The sequence below is a fragment of the Aeromonas enterica genome, assembly GCF_054052465.1.
The window spans coordinates 1-14,967 of record NZ_JBSTYL010000015.1; the positions used below are offsets into that span (position 1 = coordinate 1).

The 14,967-nt window shown below is 56.9% G+C and carries 9 protein-coding genes and 1 pseudogene; 3 read left to right on the plus strand and 7 right to left on the minus strand.

What is annotated here, in order from left to right; all coding sequences use genetic code 11:
- The coding region (locus tag ACW5XD_RS15290; protein ID WP_456495582.1) for an integrase core domain-containing protein at nt 1-260 on the plus strand (260 nt) is incomplete at its 5' end.
- 96 nt (nt 261-356) lie between these two features.
- Here ACW5XD_RS15290 and ACW5XD_RS15295 read toward each other — a convergent pair.
- Genes ACW5XD_RS15295 through ACW5XD_RS15305 form a run of 3 tightly spaced genes read right to left on the minus strand, consistent with a single transcriptional unit; the run spans nt 357 to nt 4,416 of the window.
- A complete protein-coding gene (locus tag ACW5XD_RS15295) occupies nt 357-1,196 on the minus strand; it encodes a hypothetical protein (protein ID WP_456495583.1) in 840 nt (279 codons plus the stop codon).
- Complete coding sequence (locus ACW5XD_RS15300; RefSeq protein ID WP_456495584.1) at nt 1,193-2,824, minus strand: hypothetical protein; 1,632 nt, start codon at nt 2,822-2,824, stop codon at nt 1,193-1,195. The genes ACW5XD_RS15295 and ACW5XD_RS15300 overlap by 4 nt, the downstream gene beginning before the upstream one ends.
- Nucleotides 2,825-2,841: 17 nt before the next feature.
- Nucleotides 2,842-4,416, minus strand: a complete 1,575-nt coding sequence (locus tag ACW5XD_RS15305) for an OmpA family protein (RefSeq protein ID WP_456495585.1) — start codon at nt 4,414-4,416, stop codon at nt 2,842-2,844.
- Nucleotides 4,417-5,008: 592 nt separating this feature from the next.
- Here ACW5XD_RS15305 and ACW5XD_RS15310 point away from each other — a divergent pair.
- A complete protein-coding gene (locus ACW5XD_RS15310) occupies nt 5,009-5,986 on the plus strand; it encodes an IS481 family transposase (protein ID WP_456495586.1) in 978 nt (325 codons plus the stop codon).
- Between the two features lie 427 nt (nt 5,987-6,413).
- Nucleotides 6,414-6,761, plus strand: a pseudogene (locus tag ACW5XD_RS15315) (IS5 family transposase); the annotation flags it as partial.
- 13 nt (nt 6,762-6,774) lie between these two features.
- Here ACW5XD_RS15315 and ACW5XD_RS15320 read toward each other — a convergent pair.
- The 4 genes from ACW5XD_RS15320 to carA all read right to left on the minus strand — a co-directional run bounded on the left by ACW5XD_RS15320 (nt 6,775) and on the right by carA (nt 14,793).
- Complete coding sequence (locus ACW5XD_RS15320) at nt 6,775-7,959, minus strand: DUF1615 domain-containing protein (RefSeq protein WP_456495587.1); 1,185 nt, start codon at nt 7,957-7,959, stop codon at nt 6,775-6,777.
- A gap of 230 nt (nt 7,960-8,189) precedes the next feature.
- Nucleotides 8,190-9,848 (minus strand): 2-isopropylmalate synthase, encoded by a 1,659-nt coding sequence (gene leuA, locus ACW5XD_RS15325; protein ID WP_456495588.1) that lies wholly within the window; start codon nt 9,846-9,848, stop codon nt 8,190-8,192.
- Nucleotides 9,849-10,400: 552 nt separating this feature from the next.
- Nucleotides 10,401-13,625 (minus strand): carbamoyl-phosphate synthase large subunit, encoded by a 3,225-nt coding sequence (gene carB / locus ACW5XD_RS15330; RefSeq protein ID WP_456495589.1) that lies wholly within the window; start codon nt 13,623-13,625, stop codon nt 10,401-10,403.
- 16 nt (nt 13,626-13,641) lie between these two features.
- Entirely contained in the window at nt 13,642-14,793 is a 1,152-nt protein-coding gene (carA, locus tag ACW5XD_RS15335) for a glutamine-hydrolyzing carbamoyl-phosphate synthase small subunit (protein ID WP_429067244.1), read from the minus strand.
- Nucleotides 14,794-14,967: the final 174 nt, after the last annotated feature.

Consider the following 14,967-nt stretch of genomic DNA (forward strand, 5'->3'; position numbering starts at 1 on the left):
CCAAGGTACGCAGGCCGCAGAGCAACGGCTTTATCGAACGACTGCATCGAACCTTGCTGGATGAACACTTCCGTATCAAGGGGAGAACGACCTGGTATGAGTCGGTAGAGCAGATGCAGATAGACCTGGATAGCTACCTGGAACACTACAACACCCAGCGGCCACATCAGGGCAGGATGATGGAGGGACAGACCCCCTACAGCATGTTCAAGAAGGGTCTGAAATTGATACCGAAGGAAGTGCGCACTAAAGTAGCGTAAACAAGACACCGGTTTGAGGCCGGTGTCAGGTGATAACTAGATCTGTACATACAGACACAACATGGGTGAATTATACCCGCAAAGTTAGCGCATAAATTACTGTAGATCTTGAGTGAGTGATGGCGTTCCAAATGCCTCTAAAGATGCACCGCTGGCATTAAAATAATCATCCCAGAAGCGCTCCAATAATTGAACGGTTTTACCAGAGCGGTAGCCCATTTTGCTGCTGCTTGGAACTAAACCGGCACCGGCAACGTACACACGCACGTCTTGCAAGCTGGCTTGTAGATTGGCGGCAGTCACCTTTTCCATTTCTTTAGATGGGTCAATCTGACGGATCTGATTATTTTTATAGAAACTGGTGTAATCTGAATTCTCCAGCATATCAGAAACGATAAACATGACTTTCTCTGCTGACGCACTATGTTTCCACGCGTCCCCTATCTGTTTCAGGCTAAAGACGATTTCGCTCTTATTGATGTCTTTAGTGACATCGCCAAAGCTACTGCCCATATGTTTGGCAATTTGAACCTTGAAGAACTGCTGCTGCTTAGCCAAACACTGGTCGAGCTTTTTCAGCGAATTAGTGCCAATGTCCTCGCGAACGGCCTGTTCCGGGCTGGACTGTAACTCACCCGCGAACTCCATCCCAAGATGAGAGTCAGGCAAAAAAGCCGAGAAGCGGAACTGCTTAACCTTGTCACCCTGTTGCACAAAACGCAACACATGCGCTAACGCCTCACGCTTCTGCGCATCAGGCAAGGGAGTGGTCTCATCGACAACAATGATGAAATCGCGCCCCTGGAACTCCGGTTTGTTAGCGGTGAGCCCAGCATATTGGTAGCAGTCCGGAATATCATTCCGCTCTTTGGCATGACTGACCACCGGCAATAATAGTGCGCTGAGCGCCCATGCTATTAATGATTTTTTGATCATGCGGAAACCTCTGCGGCCTTTTGGCGCATGCGCAAGAGACGCTGACTACGGCGCAGTGCATCGAGTTCCAGGCAAAAATCGGCGGCCAGAGTGACCAAATCATCATCATCCAGCTTACACAGATCCAAATCTGCCAGCTCAGCAGGGAGCTGGAATTGAGTCGTCGGGGCTGCGGCTACTGTTGCCACGCCAACCGCTGTTGGCGTCGGTGCGACCATGGGTGTGGCTGGTACGGTGGTAGTGGCAACGGCTGGCGTTGTTTCCCTCTGAGAAGAGGTCTGCGTGTTGTCAGTGGAACGATGCTTATGCCGCGCCAAGAACGCAAAGAAGGTACGTTTTGCCAGACCACCTTTGAGAGCGCTCTGCTCTTCAACAGAGGTCACAGCGCGATGACTCAGACGCTCTTGGAGTTGTTGCAGATAGTTCTCGGCATCAGCGGAAATCAATTCACGTTTGAGCTTCAACCACTCATTCAGCTCAGAAGCACTATTGAAGTCCTTGGTATAACAACGAGCCTTTTTCGATTCTTTACCAATCAAGCTAAACGCATAGCCAAAATAGATACCCACTACTTGGATCATCACGTAGATCACAGACAGGATGATGAATGTCACCTTGCTGGCAGAGGTACGCGCAACGGTGACCTCATCCTTTGCCTTCACGTCAGCCTGGTGATTTACTTCGGCCAACTCCTCAGGCAGTTCGATACCATCACTGCTCTGAGTCGCGCTGGTGGCAGCCTTGGCTAACGCAACCTTACCGGCATTTTCCATGGCAGCAAACGGATCACTGTCACTGCTCTGCTCAGTTTCAAAGATCTGACCTTGGTTGACGCTTTCAGTGGTATCCGCCTCCAGTGTATAACTACGCACCAGATAAGCACCGACCGCGAGGCTAATAATGTAAGCAATCGTAATGATGGTCACTTTATAGCTGGTCGTGACAGTCGCATTAGCCGGAACACGGTTCAGAAGCTGGATATATTTCGCGCTGTCGTTGTCGCCATAAGTTTGATCAATGCTGATATTTTTCTCGGGCTGCAAATTTTGGCGCGTGGCGGCTTGATCGTTGCCCCACCATTCCCGGATTTTCTTGATCAGTTCATTTTTGTGCCATTCCTTACCGGTGAGTTCAGTCAAGAATACGGCCGCAATCGACAACAGGAAGGCAACGAACCATGCCAGCATGGTTTGTTCATTCGACGAGGCATTTTTCGCCATAAAGGGGGCAAGGACATACGCGAAGCCAACGGCTTCGAGCAAGATAAGCCCGATGATCAGCCCCCACAGCAATATCCCTTTTTCAGAACGCCCCAACTCCTCCGATTTATTCAGATAATCATCACATTTTTGATAATAATCTGGGCTCTTGTTGAAGGAGTTATAGCGACGGTAAAAATCGCCGCACAACTGTGTTTCGATTGGGTACCACTCATCATCCCCTAATTTATGCGTGGAGCGGCCAGCGCGAGCGATGCCCCCCAGCAACGGGAACGACCATCCCATACGCATGAAGAAGTAGCGAACCTCATCCCACCAATGCCTGACGGCTAACACGAAAACCATAAATGAAAGTGCCAGGGATATGGCTTGCCAATACAACATAAAGAACAACTTCACCGATTCCATCTCAAAACTCCATGTATTTAAATGCTGGTATTGCGTGGGGAATAGCCGACAACATAATTACTGTTCGCTTTTCCATAATGCAGTGACCCTTGCTGCGCTTGGGTACCGCCATAAGGAAGCAATATGTCCATGCACTGAACGGGCGCTGCTTTATCGTCGATAAATAGGCGCATCAAGATATTATCTTGCCCTTTATAGGTGGTGGCGACAGTTTGGTACTTGCCAGAGATGTTACGCTGGCCTTTATCGTAGTTTTTGGTAATAGCAACTTGGGGTTGTTGTGCCAGTTGACCATCATCCTTCAATACGGCTACCGGATTGACATACACCACATGGCCATTCACTTTTGCCGCCCAGACCTTACCGTTCATTCCCGGCAGATAGTCAGACGTCTTGTGCGCCACCACGGTTTTCCCAGCCAGATTTTTGACCTGGCCGATGACACGGGGCGCATCTTGAGAACAACTGGCCAGCGGAGCTTCGTTGGCTACCGCGGAACTAATCAAACCGAAACCGCTGCTATAGTCCGGTTTGAACGAGGAGGACAACTCCCACAGTCCATTGTCCGGTTTCCCACCAAAATCGATCTGCGAACCGGTGCTCTTAGTCGATGACTTTCTACTCTTACTAGCAGTTGCCTTGCTTTGCGTCGTACTAGCAGACGATCTCTTCGCCGTCGTTTGGGCTGCGTTACTGGCGGTAGTTGTCGTCTTCTTCGCTGTCGCCTTCTGCGACACGGAAGTGCCCGTTGCCGCGGTCGCGGCCGTGTCACGGTTAACCCCGTGCTGGATATAACGCGGGTTTTGCTCCTCAGCCGCGATGCGCTTGGCTAGTACTGCATCATCCTGCAATTCAACCAACTCAACACGGCGGTTAGCAGCACGACCCAAATCCGTGTCATTACTCGCCACAGGACGGCCTTCACCGGCACCTTGGTAATAAAGACTTTCGGACGGAATACCCTTCTTGGCCAAGATCTGCACGACTTTCTTGGCGCGTTCCTCTGACAACTGCTGATTAAATTCGGCAGTACCGGTACTATCGGTATGACCAATAACCAGCAGTGGTGCTTTCTGATTGTCGTTTTTGGTGCGACCTTGGGAGAAAATAACTGCGAGTTTTTCCAGCTGACGCTGGCCCACCGCTGTCAGATCTGCACTGCCTACATTAAACATGGCTTCATCGGCGACTTGGGCCACCATGCCAACGGACTGCTGCTGCGTCTTGGCGGTAGCCGCAGCTTCTTGGGCTTTCTGCTGCTCTTGTTGCGCATAGACATGCTCAATTTGGATGCGCATGTTTTCTTCTTGAGCCAGGCGGTGCAGCTCCTTCTCGTGCTCATCCCAAGCATAACCGGCTACACAACCGGCAGCCAACCCAATGGCCGCGCCCTGCAAGGCCCCTTTTTCCCCACCCAGCAAGGCACCAATCCCTGCCCCCAGCACTGAACCACCAATGCAACCCATTGTGGTGCGGCCGACGGTATCTCCGGCACTGTTGACGGTCGCACAACCAGCAAGTGTGGTTGTAATAAGGGTAACAAGCACCGTCGTCCTGAACGGAAACGCTGCATTGGATGATCGAGACAGCATACGCACTCCACTGTTGTTATTTAGTTAATTCTCATGTGACTACGTTTTACCTAATCTAGCGCCCAAAGTTTATCGCTTGCAATGAGACACAACCACTACTTTTGTCATAAAAAACAGGGATATATCAAGTATCCACACGAAATAAGCGACTTGTTTTTGGCCAACCAAAAAAAGCAACTCCCTGCATGGTCATAGACTCGTTAAAAACCACTGGATTTGATGGAGGGAATGTAAAATTGTCAAGCATCGCAGGAAGATGCTTCACGTAGGGGCAAAACATCTGATGAAATGTCCGTCCACGGCTTCCGACAGAGGCCGTCGTTGACGACAATATCGCCCAGTGGCCACCGGCGACTCATCCGCAGTCCTGAACCGCCTGAAATTGACTTCATCCAAGCACCTTATGGATACCATCTCCATATCCATATCCAGACACGCGGACTGCACATGACGGCTGCCGGTCGGGCGGTTACCCGACGACTGAATCACCATCAATGATCTAGACACTTCCCAGCCATCGTAGTAGCGGGTCTAGGTGTTCAGTCCCAGAGAGTCATGGTGCATTATTGGACTCTTATCAGGAGGATGCACTTTGGCAGCAGGTCTTCATGGCTCAGCCCGCACAACACCGAGAATTCGAGCCGAGCTCCAAGCGTCGAAAGAGTCGAAAGAGTCGAAAGAGTCGTCACGCAAGCTTGCCGCTCGATACGGATTGAACGTCAAGACAGTCGCTAAATGGCGCTCTCGAACCACCACCATTGACAAGCCGATGGGGCCGACCAACCCCAGATGTGCTCATCTGTCAAAGGAGGAAATGGTCGTGGAGTTTAGGCGACGAACCCTTCTGCCTCTGGACGACTTGTTGGGGCATTTGCGCGAAGCCCTCCCACAACTAACTCGCAGTGCCCTTCATCGCTGTCTTATACGACATGGCATTAGCAAGCGACCCAATCAGCAACAGAACAAAAACCAACGTGGACAGTTTGAACCGACAGAAATGGGTTACTTACATATCGACAGTTGCGAGTTACGTCTGGAGGAAGGCAAGCAACACATGTTTTTGGCCATTGATCGTGTTACCAAATTTACCCACGTGGCGTTCTTTGATGTGCCGACCAAGCAAAATGGAGCTGCATTTCTTGAGGAAGTTGTGGAGGTCTACCCATACACCATTCATACCGTCCTCACAGACAACGGTATTGCCTTCACAGAGCAGGCAAGATACAGGAATGGCCCAACCAACCGTCTCGTTGGGCACGTCTTTGATCGGGTCTGCCGTCAACATGGCATAAAGCACAAACTGACCAAGCCATATCATCCATGGACCAATGGGCAGGCCGAACGAATGAACCGGACGGTGAAAGACGCCACAATAAAGTCATTTCATTATCCAGACTTTGATGCATTGAAGGCCCATGTGCGGGCCTTTATCACTGCTTACAACTTCGCGAAGCATCTAAAAGCCCTGAGATGGAGAACCCCGTTTAAAACTATCTGCGATGCCTGGATTAAAACACCGGATCGTTTCAAACTTCAACCGCACCACCTCATTCCGGGACCATACACCTAGAACTCTGCCGGGCTCAGCAGATCATGGCAATGTAGTGGTGAGCGCTATAACCAGCCTGTGTATCTCCGGCGGATACGCTGGACGAGGTTTCCGTGGACCACTGACCAGAATTGAATAAGAGGCCTTTATGGCACATCTCTTTTACCGTAGCCTCCCTATTTGAGGCCGGTAAACGGGGTTTTGCAGTTAATGCCAAAGTCAATTGTTGTTGAGGATCCCCAACTGATTCATGCCGTGGCCGTAACCAAAGCATCGAGCCCAGAGCACGGGAGCAAGAATGCCGCACTCCTGCTCTGCTGGTTCGGCCCAGCATGAAGCCCGCCTAACTGGCGCAACTACGGATGAGGGATTATCTCTCCCCTAGACTGTATTCTTAAAGTGATGAAGATATAATCTCACATCTTCTCAACAGCCTAAGACTTATGCAGTGTCCCGTCGCTATCAGTTGACCGATGCACAATGGGGGCTCATCGAGCCCCTGTTTCCACATCACCGCATAAGCGGACGCCCTACTCGCGAGCCACGCCAGGTGCTCGATGGCATTCTCTGGATACTCCACACCGGCGCACCTTGGCGAGATCTGCCAGAACGTTTCGGCCCATGGAGTTCGGTCTACAACACCTTTCGACGTTGGCAGAGTACAGGCCGCATCGATGCAATCCTTGAAGCGCTGCAACTGCATCTCAATGAAGAAGGGCTTATCGACTTCGACCTGTGGTGCCTTGATGGCTCCAATGTCAGGGCATCCAAAGATGCTGCCGGAACGCGTAAAAAAGGCTATGTCCCAATTACAAGGATCCCAACCGTTTCAGGCAGGTTTGCTGACGCCACTGCACTCGCTTGGCAAACCAGGCGGTGGTGAGGTTGCGGGTGATCTTGGGGCTCTTCAGGGAGATACCCGGCAGCACCGCGCGGGGTTGTCGCTTGCCGGCCTGCTTGTCGGCCAGGGTAAAGACCCTGTGGTAGAGATCGCTCTGGGCAAATTCGGCGGTATCCCCCAGGTTCAGGCTCTGGTGGATGGCCTGCTTGCTCATGCTGAGGCGGCCGGCGATGGCATGAACCGCGAGCTCTGTCTTGCCCGGCAGATCTGAGTCGTAGCGAATGAGATCCCCATCCAGTGCCAGCGACTTGCCGCTCACGCGGCTGACCGCCGCCTGGAATGCGGCGTTGCGACTGGCATACCAGCCGGCGTTGAAGTCGGCGTAACGGTAGAGGTGATCCGGATACTGGGCCGGGTAGTTGAGCAGATGGCGGGTGCCGAACCAGATGCCGCCGCGGCGGCTAAAGACTTCGTGGCGGATGGAATCCTTGACAGGATAAGGGTAGCCACGGGCGTTGGCCTCGGCGAAGGCGATGCTGACCTGCATGGGACCACCGGTATGCACCGGGTTCATGTTGCCAAACAGGGTCTTGCCCATGGGCACCTCCCCTATCATGTCCTCGAAGATTTCGCTCATCTCCCGCTCGGTGCGAAGCGCATCGATGCGCTCGGCATAGCTCTTGCCGGTGGGGGAATCGATGCTGAGCGCCGTGCGCACCACGAACTCGGGGATCAGCAGCTTGCTGGCACGGGTGTTGATCTCCTTCCAGGCGATCTTGCCAAGCCCAGGCACCACGGGATCGGCCTGAAAGGTGGACTCCTGCTCCGCCACCGCCAGCACTGAACAGACGTTCTCGTCGGTGACGGCCAGCTCCTGTCTGGCGAGGGCGGTGACGATATCCTGGGCCCAGCCGTTGCGATCCACGGTACGGGCCGGCAACAGCCGCACTATGCGCGACTGCATGCTGGCCGGGGCTCTGGGGATCTGGGCCTTGGGCAGGGGGGCGGGTTTGGTGATGGCCGGCCCCGTGATGGCCGCACTGCCAGGTTGGCGGGTATCGCCCTGGCTGGCCGGTTCGCTGGCACAGGCAGCCAGCAGCAAGGCGGCCAGCAGAGGCGCGACATGATGACGATAACGAATGAGATGATGCATGAAAGCTTCCCGATGGATGAGGCGCCGCGGGCTTGAGCAGACAAGCCCGGCCCCGGCAGCCAGGGCATTGTAGAGGATTGATCGGGGGATCAGAAGGCATGAGCATGGCCAGCCCGCAAGCATCCGCCGCTGACACGACAAGGCCCCCGCCGGTTGGACGGGGGCCTTGCAGATGTATCGGGTCATGGCCAGGGGCAAAGACAGTGCCCGGCAGATGAGCTGGGGGCGGATCAGGCCGTTTGGCGCAGGGCCTGGATCTGGGCGGCGCCATTGATCACCGCCTGCAAGGAGGCGTTGACCACGTCGCGGCCGATGGCGACCCCGCACATGCGCTGGCCATCGACGCTCAGCAGCACATAGGCGGCGGCGCGGGACTCGGTGCCCGCGCTGAGGGCATGTTCCGAGTAGTCGAGCACGTCTATGTGCATGCCGGTCTGGCGCTCCCAGCCGTTGACCAGCGCCGTGATGGCCCCCTCCCCCTCGCCCCGCAATTGCAGCGAGCCATCTGGGGTCTGCAGCTCGAGGTGCAGGCTCTCCTGGCCGTCGTGACCGAGCTGGAAGCGGCCGATGCGATAGCCGTGCACCGGCTCGAGGTAGTGCTGCTCGAACAGGGCGCGGATCTGCGCCGGGTTTATCTCGCTGCTGCTCGCCTCGGCTTGGGCCTGGACCCGACGGCTGAAGTCGATCTGCAGCCAGCGCGGCAGTTGCAGGCCAAGATCGCGCTCCAGCAGATAGGTGACGCCCCCCTTGCCGGACTGGCTGTTGATGCGGATCACCGCCTCGTAGCTGCGGCCCAGATCAGCAGGATCGATGGGCAGGTAAGCCACATCCCAATAGGCGTCGGGCTTCTCGGCCGCCAGGGACTTGCGAATGGCATCCTGATGGCTGCCGGAAAACGCCGTGTAGACCAGCTCGCCGGCATAGGGGTGGCGCGGGTGCAGGGCTATCTGGGTGCAGGCGCCCACGGTCGCGACGATGGCATCCATGTCCGACAAGTCCAGCTCTGGGTCTATGCCCTGGCTGTAGAGGTTCATGGCCATGGTGACTATGTCCATGTTGCCGGTGCGCTCGCCGTTGCCAAGCAAAGTGCCCTCGATGCGATCGGCGCCCGCCAGCACCGCCAGCTCGGCGGCAGCCACACCACAGCCTCTGTCGTTGTGGGTGTGGATGGAGATGCTCACCTCGGGGCGCGCCTTGAGGTGGCGGCAGAACCACTCCACCTGATCCGCAAACACGTTGGGGGTGCTCACCTCAACCGTGGCCGGCAGGTTCAGGATCATGGGGCGGGCGGCGGGGCGCCACTCGTCGATCACGGCGTCACACACCTCCACTGCGAACTCCACCTCTGTGCTGCTGAAGCTCTCGGGGGAATATTGGAAACTCCACTCTGTGCCCGGGTTCCTTGCCGCATGCTCGCGTACCCAGCGCGCCCCCTGTACGGCGATAGCCTTGACCCCCTCCTTCCCTGAGTTGAACACATAGTTGCGCTGGGTCGGGTTGACCGAGTTGTAGACGTGAACGATGGCGCGCTTGGCCCCCTTGAGGGATTCAAAGGTGCGGATGATGAGATCTTCGCGGGCCTGCACCAGCACCTGAATGGTGACGTCATCGGGAATGAGATTGCGCTCGATCAGCTCACGCACGAAGTCAAAATCGGGCTGGGAGGCGGCCGGGAAGCCCACCTCGATATGCTTGAAGCCGACATGGAGCATCAGCGCCCACATCTGCAGCTTCTGGGCCACCGTCATGGGTTCGACCAGCGCCTGATTGCCGTCGCGCAAGTCCACGGCGCACCAGAGCGGCGCCCGCGTCATCACCCGGTTGGGCCATTGACGGTCCGCCAGTGCAATAACGGGGGCGGGGCGGTATTTGCGATGATCGAAGCTCATATTCAGATTCCCTTGGCTGATGTCCTTGAGGTGCGGCGCCGTTGCGGGCTATGAGGGTGAGCAACGACGCGACTGGGCAGGCAAGCAGACGGGGTAAGGAGGGGGAAGCAGGCTGGCGCGGTAACGCTGGCCCTGACGGTTGCGCGGGTGGTAACCCCACAACCGGTTTCCTGTGGCCCCTCTGGGTAAAAGGGGACGGCCTTCGCTGCCGGATAAGAAACTGGCCCTGATCCTCGCACCCTGCTGTTGCGGGCGCAGACGACCTTATGTGATGAGAAACCAGTATAGAGAGGCGGCTCGGGTGAGTGATTGCAAAGATTGCGAACAAAAGCCACAAAGTCGCAATCATTGTCAACTTTACGCCACCAAAAGGGATTATATCGCCCTACATTGACCCTATTCCCTCTCCCCTGCACACCTCACTCCCATGACAGAGGCTGGCCGGATCCGCCAAAAAACAGAAACCCCGCCATCGCTGGCGGGGTTTTTCAGGGTTCGCAAGTGTTGTGCAAAGAAGGAGATAAAGACTCCCCTGCCCTTATTGCGCAATGCTTAGCGGTTTTTCACCTTCTGGTGCAGCTCCTGCACCGAGTTGACGTTGGCGGTGGCATCCATGCTGATGGCCATGCAGGTGGCAAACGCCTCATTCATGGTGGTGGTATAAGCCACCTTGTGCTGCAAGGCGGCGCGGCGCAGCTGTTTGGAGTCCTGGATCGCCACTCGCCCTTCGGCCGTGTTGACGATATAGGTGTACTCGCCGTTCTTGATGCGGTCGAGAATGTGCGGACGCCCTTCGTGCACCTTGTTGACCAGGCGCGGATTGATGCTCGCTTCACCCAGCGCCACTGCGGTGCCGTGAGTGGCATCCAGCTCGTAGCCCAGCTCCAGCAGCTTGGCGGCCAAATCCACCACCAGCGCCTTGTCGCTGTGACGCACAGACAAGAGCGCGCGACCCTCTTTCGGCACCGCATGGCTGGCACCCAGCTGGGCCTTGGCATAGGCCTCGGCAAAGCTGCTGCCTACCCCCATCACCTCGCCAGTGGAGCGCATCTCCGGCCCCAGCAGCGGATCCACGCCCGGGAACTTGGCGAAGGGCAGCACCACCTCTTTCACCGAGTAGTAAGGCGGGATGATTTCGGTGGTAAAGCCCTGATCTTTCAGGCTCTGGCCGGCCATGACGCGGGCGGCAATCTTGGCAAGCGGCGCACCGGTCGCCTTGGAGACGAAGGGCACGGTACGGGCGGCACGCGGGTTCACTTCGATGAGGTAGATGTCATCGCCCTTGACCGCAAACTGCACGTTCATCAGGCCGACCACACCGAGTTCCAGTGCCAATTTCCGCACCTGCTCGCGGATCTCGTCCTGAATTTTCTTGGACAAGGTATAAGGTGGCAGGGAGCAGCCGGAGTCACCGGAGTGGATACCGGCCTGCTCGATATGCTCCATGATGCCGCCGATGACCACATCGGTGCCGTCGCAGATGGCATCCACGTCCAGCTCGGTAGCGTCATCGAGGAAGCGGTCCAGCAGCACCGGCGATTCGTTGGAAACGCTCACCGCCTCGGCGAAGTAGCGACGCAGGTCGGTCTCGTCATAGACGATCTCCATGGCGCGGCCACCCAGCACGTAGGAGGGGCGCACCACCAGCGGGTAGGTGATCCGCTCGGCGGTCAGCACTGCCTGCTCCAACGCGGTGACTGTGCCGTTTTCCGGCTGCTTGAGGCCGAGGCGCTCGACCGCGGACTGGAAGCGCTCGCGGTCTTCGGCGCGGTCGATGGCATCCGGGCTGGTGCCGATGACCGGCACGCCGTTCGCTTCCAATGCCCGTGCAAGCTTGAGCGGGGTCTGGCCGCCGTACTGCACGATCACACCCTTGGGCTTCTCGATGCGCACGATTTCCAGCACGTCTTCCAGGGTCACCGGCTCGAAGTAGAGGCGGTCGGAGGTGTCGTAATCGGTGGAGACGGTTTCCGGGTTGCAGTTGACCATGATGGTCTCGTAACCGTCTTCGCGCAGGGCCAGCGCCGCGTGTACGCAGCAGTAGTCAAACTCGATGCCCTGACCGATACGGTTCGGGCCGCCGCCGATAATCATGATCTTGTCACGATTGGTCGGGTTGGCCTCGCACTCTTCGTCATAGCTCGAATACATGTAGGCGGTGTTGGTGGCGAACTCGGCCGCGCAGGTATCGACCCGCTTGTAGATTGGGAAGATGTTGTGGCGGGCACGCAACTTGCGCACCTCGCCCTCGGCCACGCCGAGGATCTTGGCCAGGCGGGCGTCGGCGAAGCCCTTGCGCTTCAAGGCACGCAGGAAGTCGGCATCGAGACCGGCCATGCCGCGCTCTTTCACCTGCTCTTCCAGCTTGATGAGATCTTCTATCTGCACCAGGAACCAAGGGTCAATCTTGGTCAGCTTGAAGATGCCGTCCATGGAGAGACCGGCGCGAAACGCATCGGCTATGTACCAGATCCGGTCGCAGCCAGCATCCTGCAGCTCGTGGCGGATGCGGGTCAGGGAGTCAGGGGCATTGAGGTCAACCATGGGGTCGAAGCCGGTCTTGCCGGTCTCGAGGCTGCGCAGCGCCTTGTGCAGGGACTCCTGGAAGTTGCGGCCAATCGCCATCACTTCACCGACCGATTTCATCTGGGTGGTGAGACGGTCGTTGGCACCGGCAAATTTTTCGAAGTTGAAGCGCGGCACCTTGGTGACCACGTAGTCGATGGCCGGCTCGAAGGAGGCCGGAGTACGACCGCCTGTGATGTCGTTCATCAGCTCGTCCAGGGTGTAACCGATGGCGAGCTTGGCGGCGATCTTGGCGATGGGGAAACCGGTCGCCTTGGAGGCCAGCGCGGAGGAGCGGGACACCCGCGGGTTCATTTCGATGATGACCATGCGGCCATCTTTCGGGTTGATGCCGAACTGGACGTTGGAGCCACCGGTTTCGACCCCGATCTCGCGCAGTATCGCCATGGAGGCGTTGCGCATGATCTGGAACTCCTTGTCGGTCAGCGTCTGGGCTGGCGCGACCGTGATGGAGTCACCCGTGTGTATGCCCATGGGGTCGAAGTTTTCGATGGTGCAGACGATGATGCAGTTGTCGTTGCGATCCCGCACCACTTCCATCTCGTACTCTTTCCAGCCGATGAGCGACTCATCGATGAGCAGCTCCTTGGTCGGCGACAAGTCCAGACCGCGCTCGCAGATCTCGACGAACTCTTCGGTGTTGTAGGCGATGCCGCCGCCCGAGCCGCCCATGGTAAAGGAGGGACGAATGATGCAGGGGAAGCCGACCATCTGCTGCACGCCCCAGGCCTCTTCCATGTTGTGGGCGATACCGGCGCGCGGGCACTCCAGACCGATGCTCTTCATGGCGATGTCGAAGCGGCGGCGATCTTCGGCCTTGTCGATGGCGTCGGCGGTGGCACCTATCATCTCCACACCGAACTCGGCCAGCACGCCGTGTTTTTCCAGATCCAGCGCACAGTTCAGCGCAGTCTGGCCGCCCATGGTGGGCAGCACCGCATCCGGGCGCTCCTTCTTGATGATCTCGCGCACCACTTCCCAGGTGATGGGCTCTATGTAGGTGGCATCCGCCATCTCGGGGTCCGTCATTATGGTGGCCGGGTTGGAGTTCACCAGGATGACGCGGTATCCCTCCTCGCGCAGGGCCTTGCAGGCCTGGGCGCCGGAGTAGTCAAATTCGCAGGCCTGACCGATGACGATGGGGCCGGCGCCGAGGATCAGGATGCTCTGTAGGTCGTTACGTTTTGGCATGGCTTCTCTTTTCCTCTTAAGCGCGATACTGCTTGATCAATTCAATAAAGTGGTCGAACAGACCGGCACAGTCGTGCGGGCCCGGGCTCGCCTCGGGGTGACCCTGGAAGCTGAAGGCCGGACGGTCGGTGCGGTGGATGCCTTGCAAGGAGCCGTCAAACAGGGAGACGTGGGTGGCGCGCAGGCAAGCCGGCAGGTTGTGCTCATCGACCGCGAAACCGTGGTTCTGGGCGGTGATCATGACGGTATTGTCATCGAGACTCTTCACCGGGTGGTTGGCACCGTGGTGGCCGAACTTCATCTTCATCGTCTTGGCACCCGAGGCCAGACCCAGCAGCTGGTGACCCAGGCAGATACCGAACACAGGGGTGTTGGTATTGAGGAAGGCCTTGATGGCCTCGATGGCGTAGTCGCAGGGCTCGGGGTCACCCGGGCCGTTGGAGAGGAAGATGCCATCGGGATTCATCGCCAGTACCTCGGCGGCCGGGGTCTTGGCCGGCACCACCGTCAGGCGGCAGCCACGATCCACCAGCATGCGCAGAATGTTGCGCTTGACGCCAAAGTCGTAGGCCACCACGTGGTATTTGAGTTCATCTGCCGCCGGGGTGACATGCCCCTTGCCGAGCTGCCAGCTCCCTTCGGTCCAGGCGTAGGGCTGCTCAACCGTCACTTCCTTGGCCAAGTCCATCCCCTTGAGACCGGGGAAGGCGCGCGCCTGCTCGAGGGCATATGCCTCATCGACTTGCTTGCCCGCCACCTCTTTGCCGGCATAAATGCAGCCAGCCTGGGCGCCTTTCTCGCGCAGGATGCGGGTCAGTTTGCGGGTGTCGATGTCGGCGATGCCAACGATGTTGTGAGACTTGAGGTAATCGGAGAGGGATTGCTGATTGCGGAAATTGGAGGCAAGTATCGGAAGGTCCCGGATGATCAATCCCTGCGCGTGGATTTGACTGGACTCTTCATCTTCGCTGTTGGTGCCGGTGTTGCCTATATGGGGGTAAGTGAGGGTGACTATCTGACGGGAATAAGAGGGATCGGTGAGAATTTCCTGATAGCCCGTCATCGACGTATTGAAAACCACTTCACCAACGGAACATCCCTCGGCGCCTATCGACACGCCTTTGAACACAGTTCCATCTTCCAGCACTAGCAATGCAGTGTGATTCAAGACAACCTCCAGTTATTTAGCTTTAAATTCAGCAATTTACCTGGGTGTTGCGGGTCCGGACGCTGTTTGAAACAGGGCTCAAACCCGGCAGATTTCTGGCAAATTGGGCGCATTCTACTTAAAAACGATCGCATTTCAACGTCTTTTCTCGTTTTAAATGCATCTAAATTCAAT

Excerpts from the sequence above, each read along its gene's own strand:
- ACW5XD_RS15295 (WP_456495583.1), bottom strand. The coding sequence starts at position 1,196 with ATGATCAAAAAATCATTAATAGCATGGGCGCTCAGCGCACTATTATTG.
- ACW5XD_RS15300 (WP_456495584.1), bottom strand. The coding sequence starts at position 2,824 with ATGGAATCGGTGAAGTTGTTCTTTATGTTGTATTGGCAAGCCATATCC.
- ACW5XD_RS15305 (WP_456495585.1), bottom strand. The coding sequence starts at position 4,416 with ATGCTGTCTCGATCATCCAATGCAGCGTTTCCGTTCAGGACGACGGTG.
- ACW5XD_RS15320 (WP_456495587.1), bottom strand. The coding sequence starts at position 7,959 with ATGCATCATCTCATTCGTTATCGTCATCATGTCGCGCCTCTGCTGGCC.
- leuA (WP_456495588.1), bottom strand. The coding sequence starts at position 9,848 with ATGAGCTTCGATCATCGCAAATACCGCCCCGCCCCCGTTATTGCACTG.
- carB (WP_456495589.1), bottom strand. The coding sequence starts at position 13,625 with ATGCCAAAACGTAACGACCTACAGAGCATCCTGATCCTCGGCGCCGGC.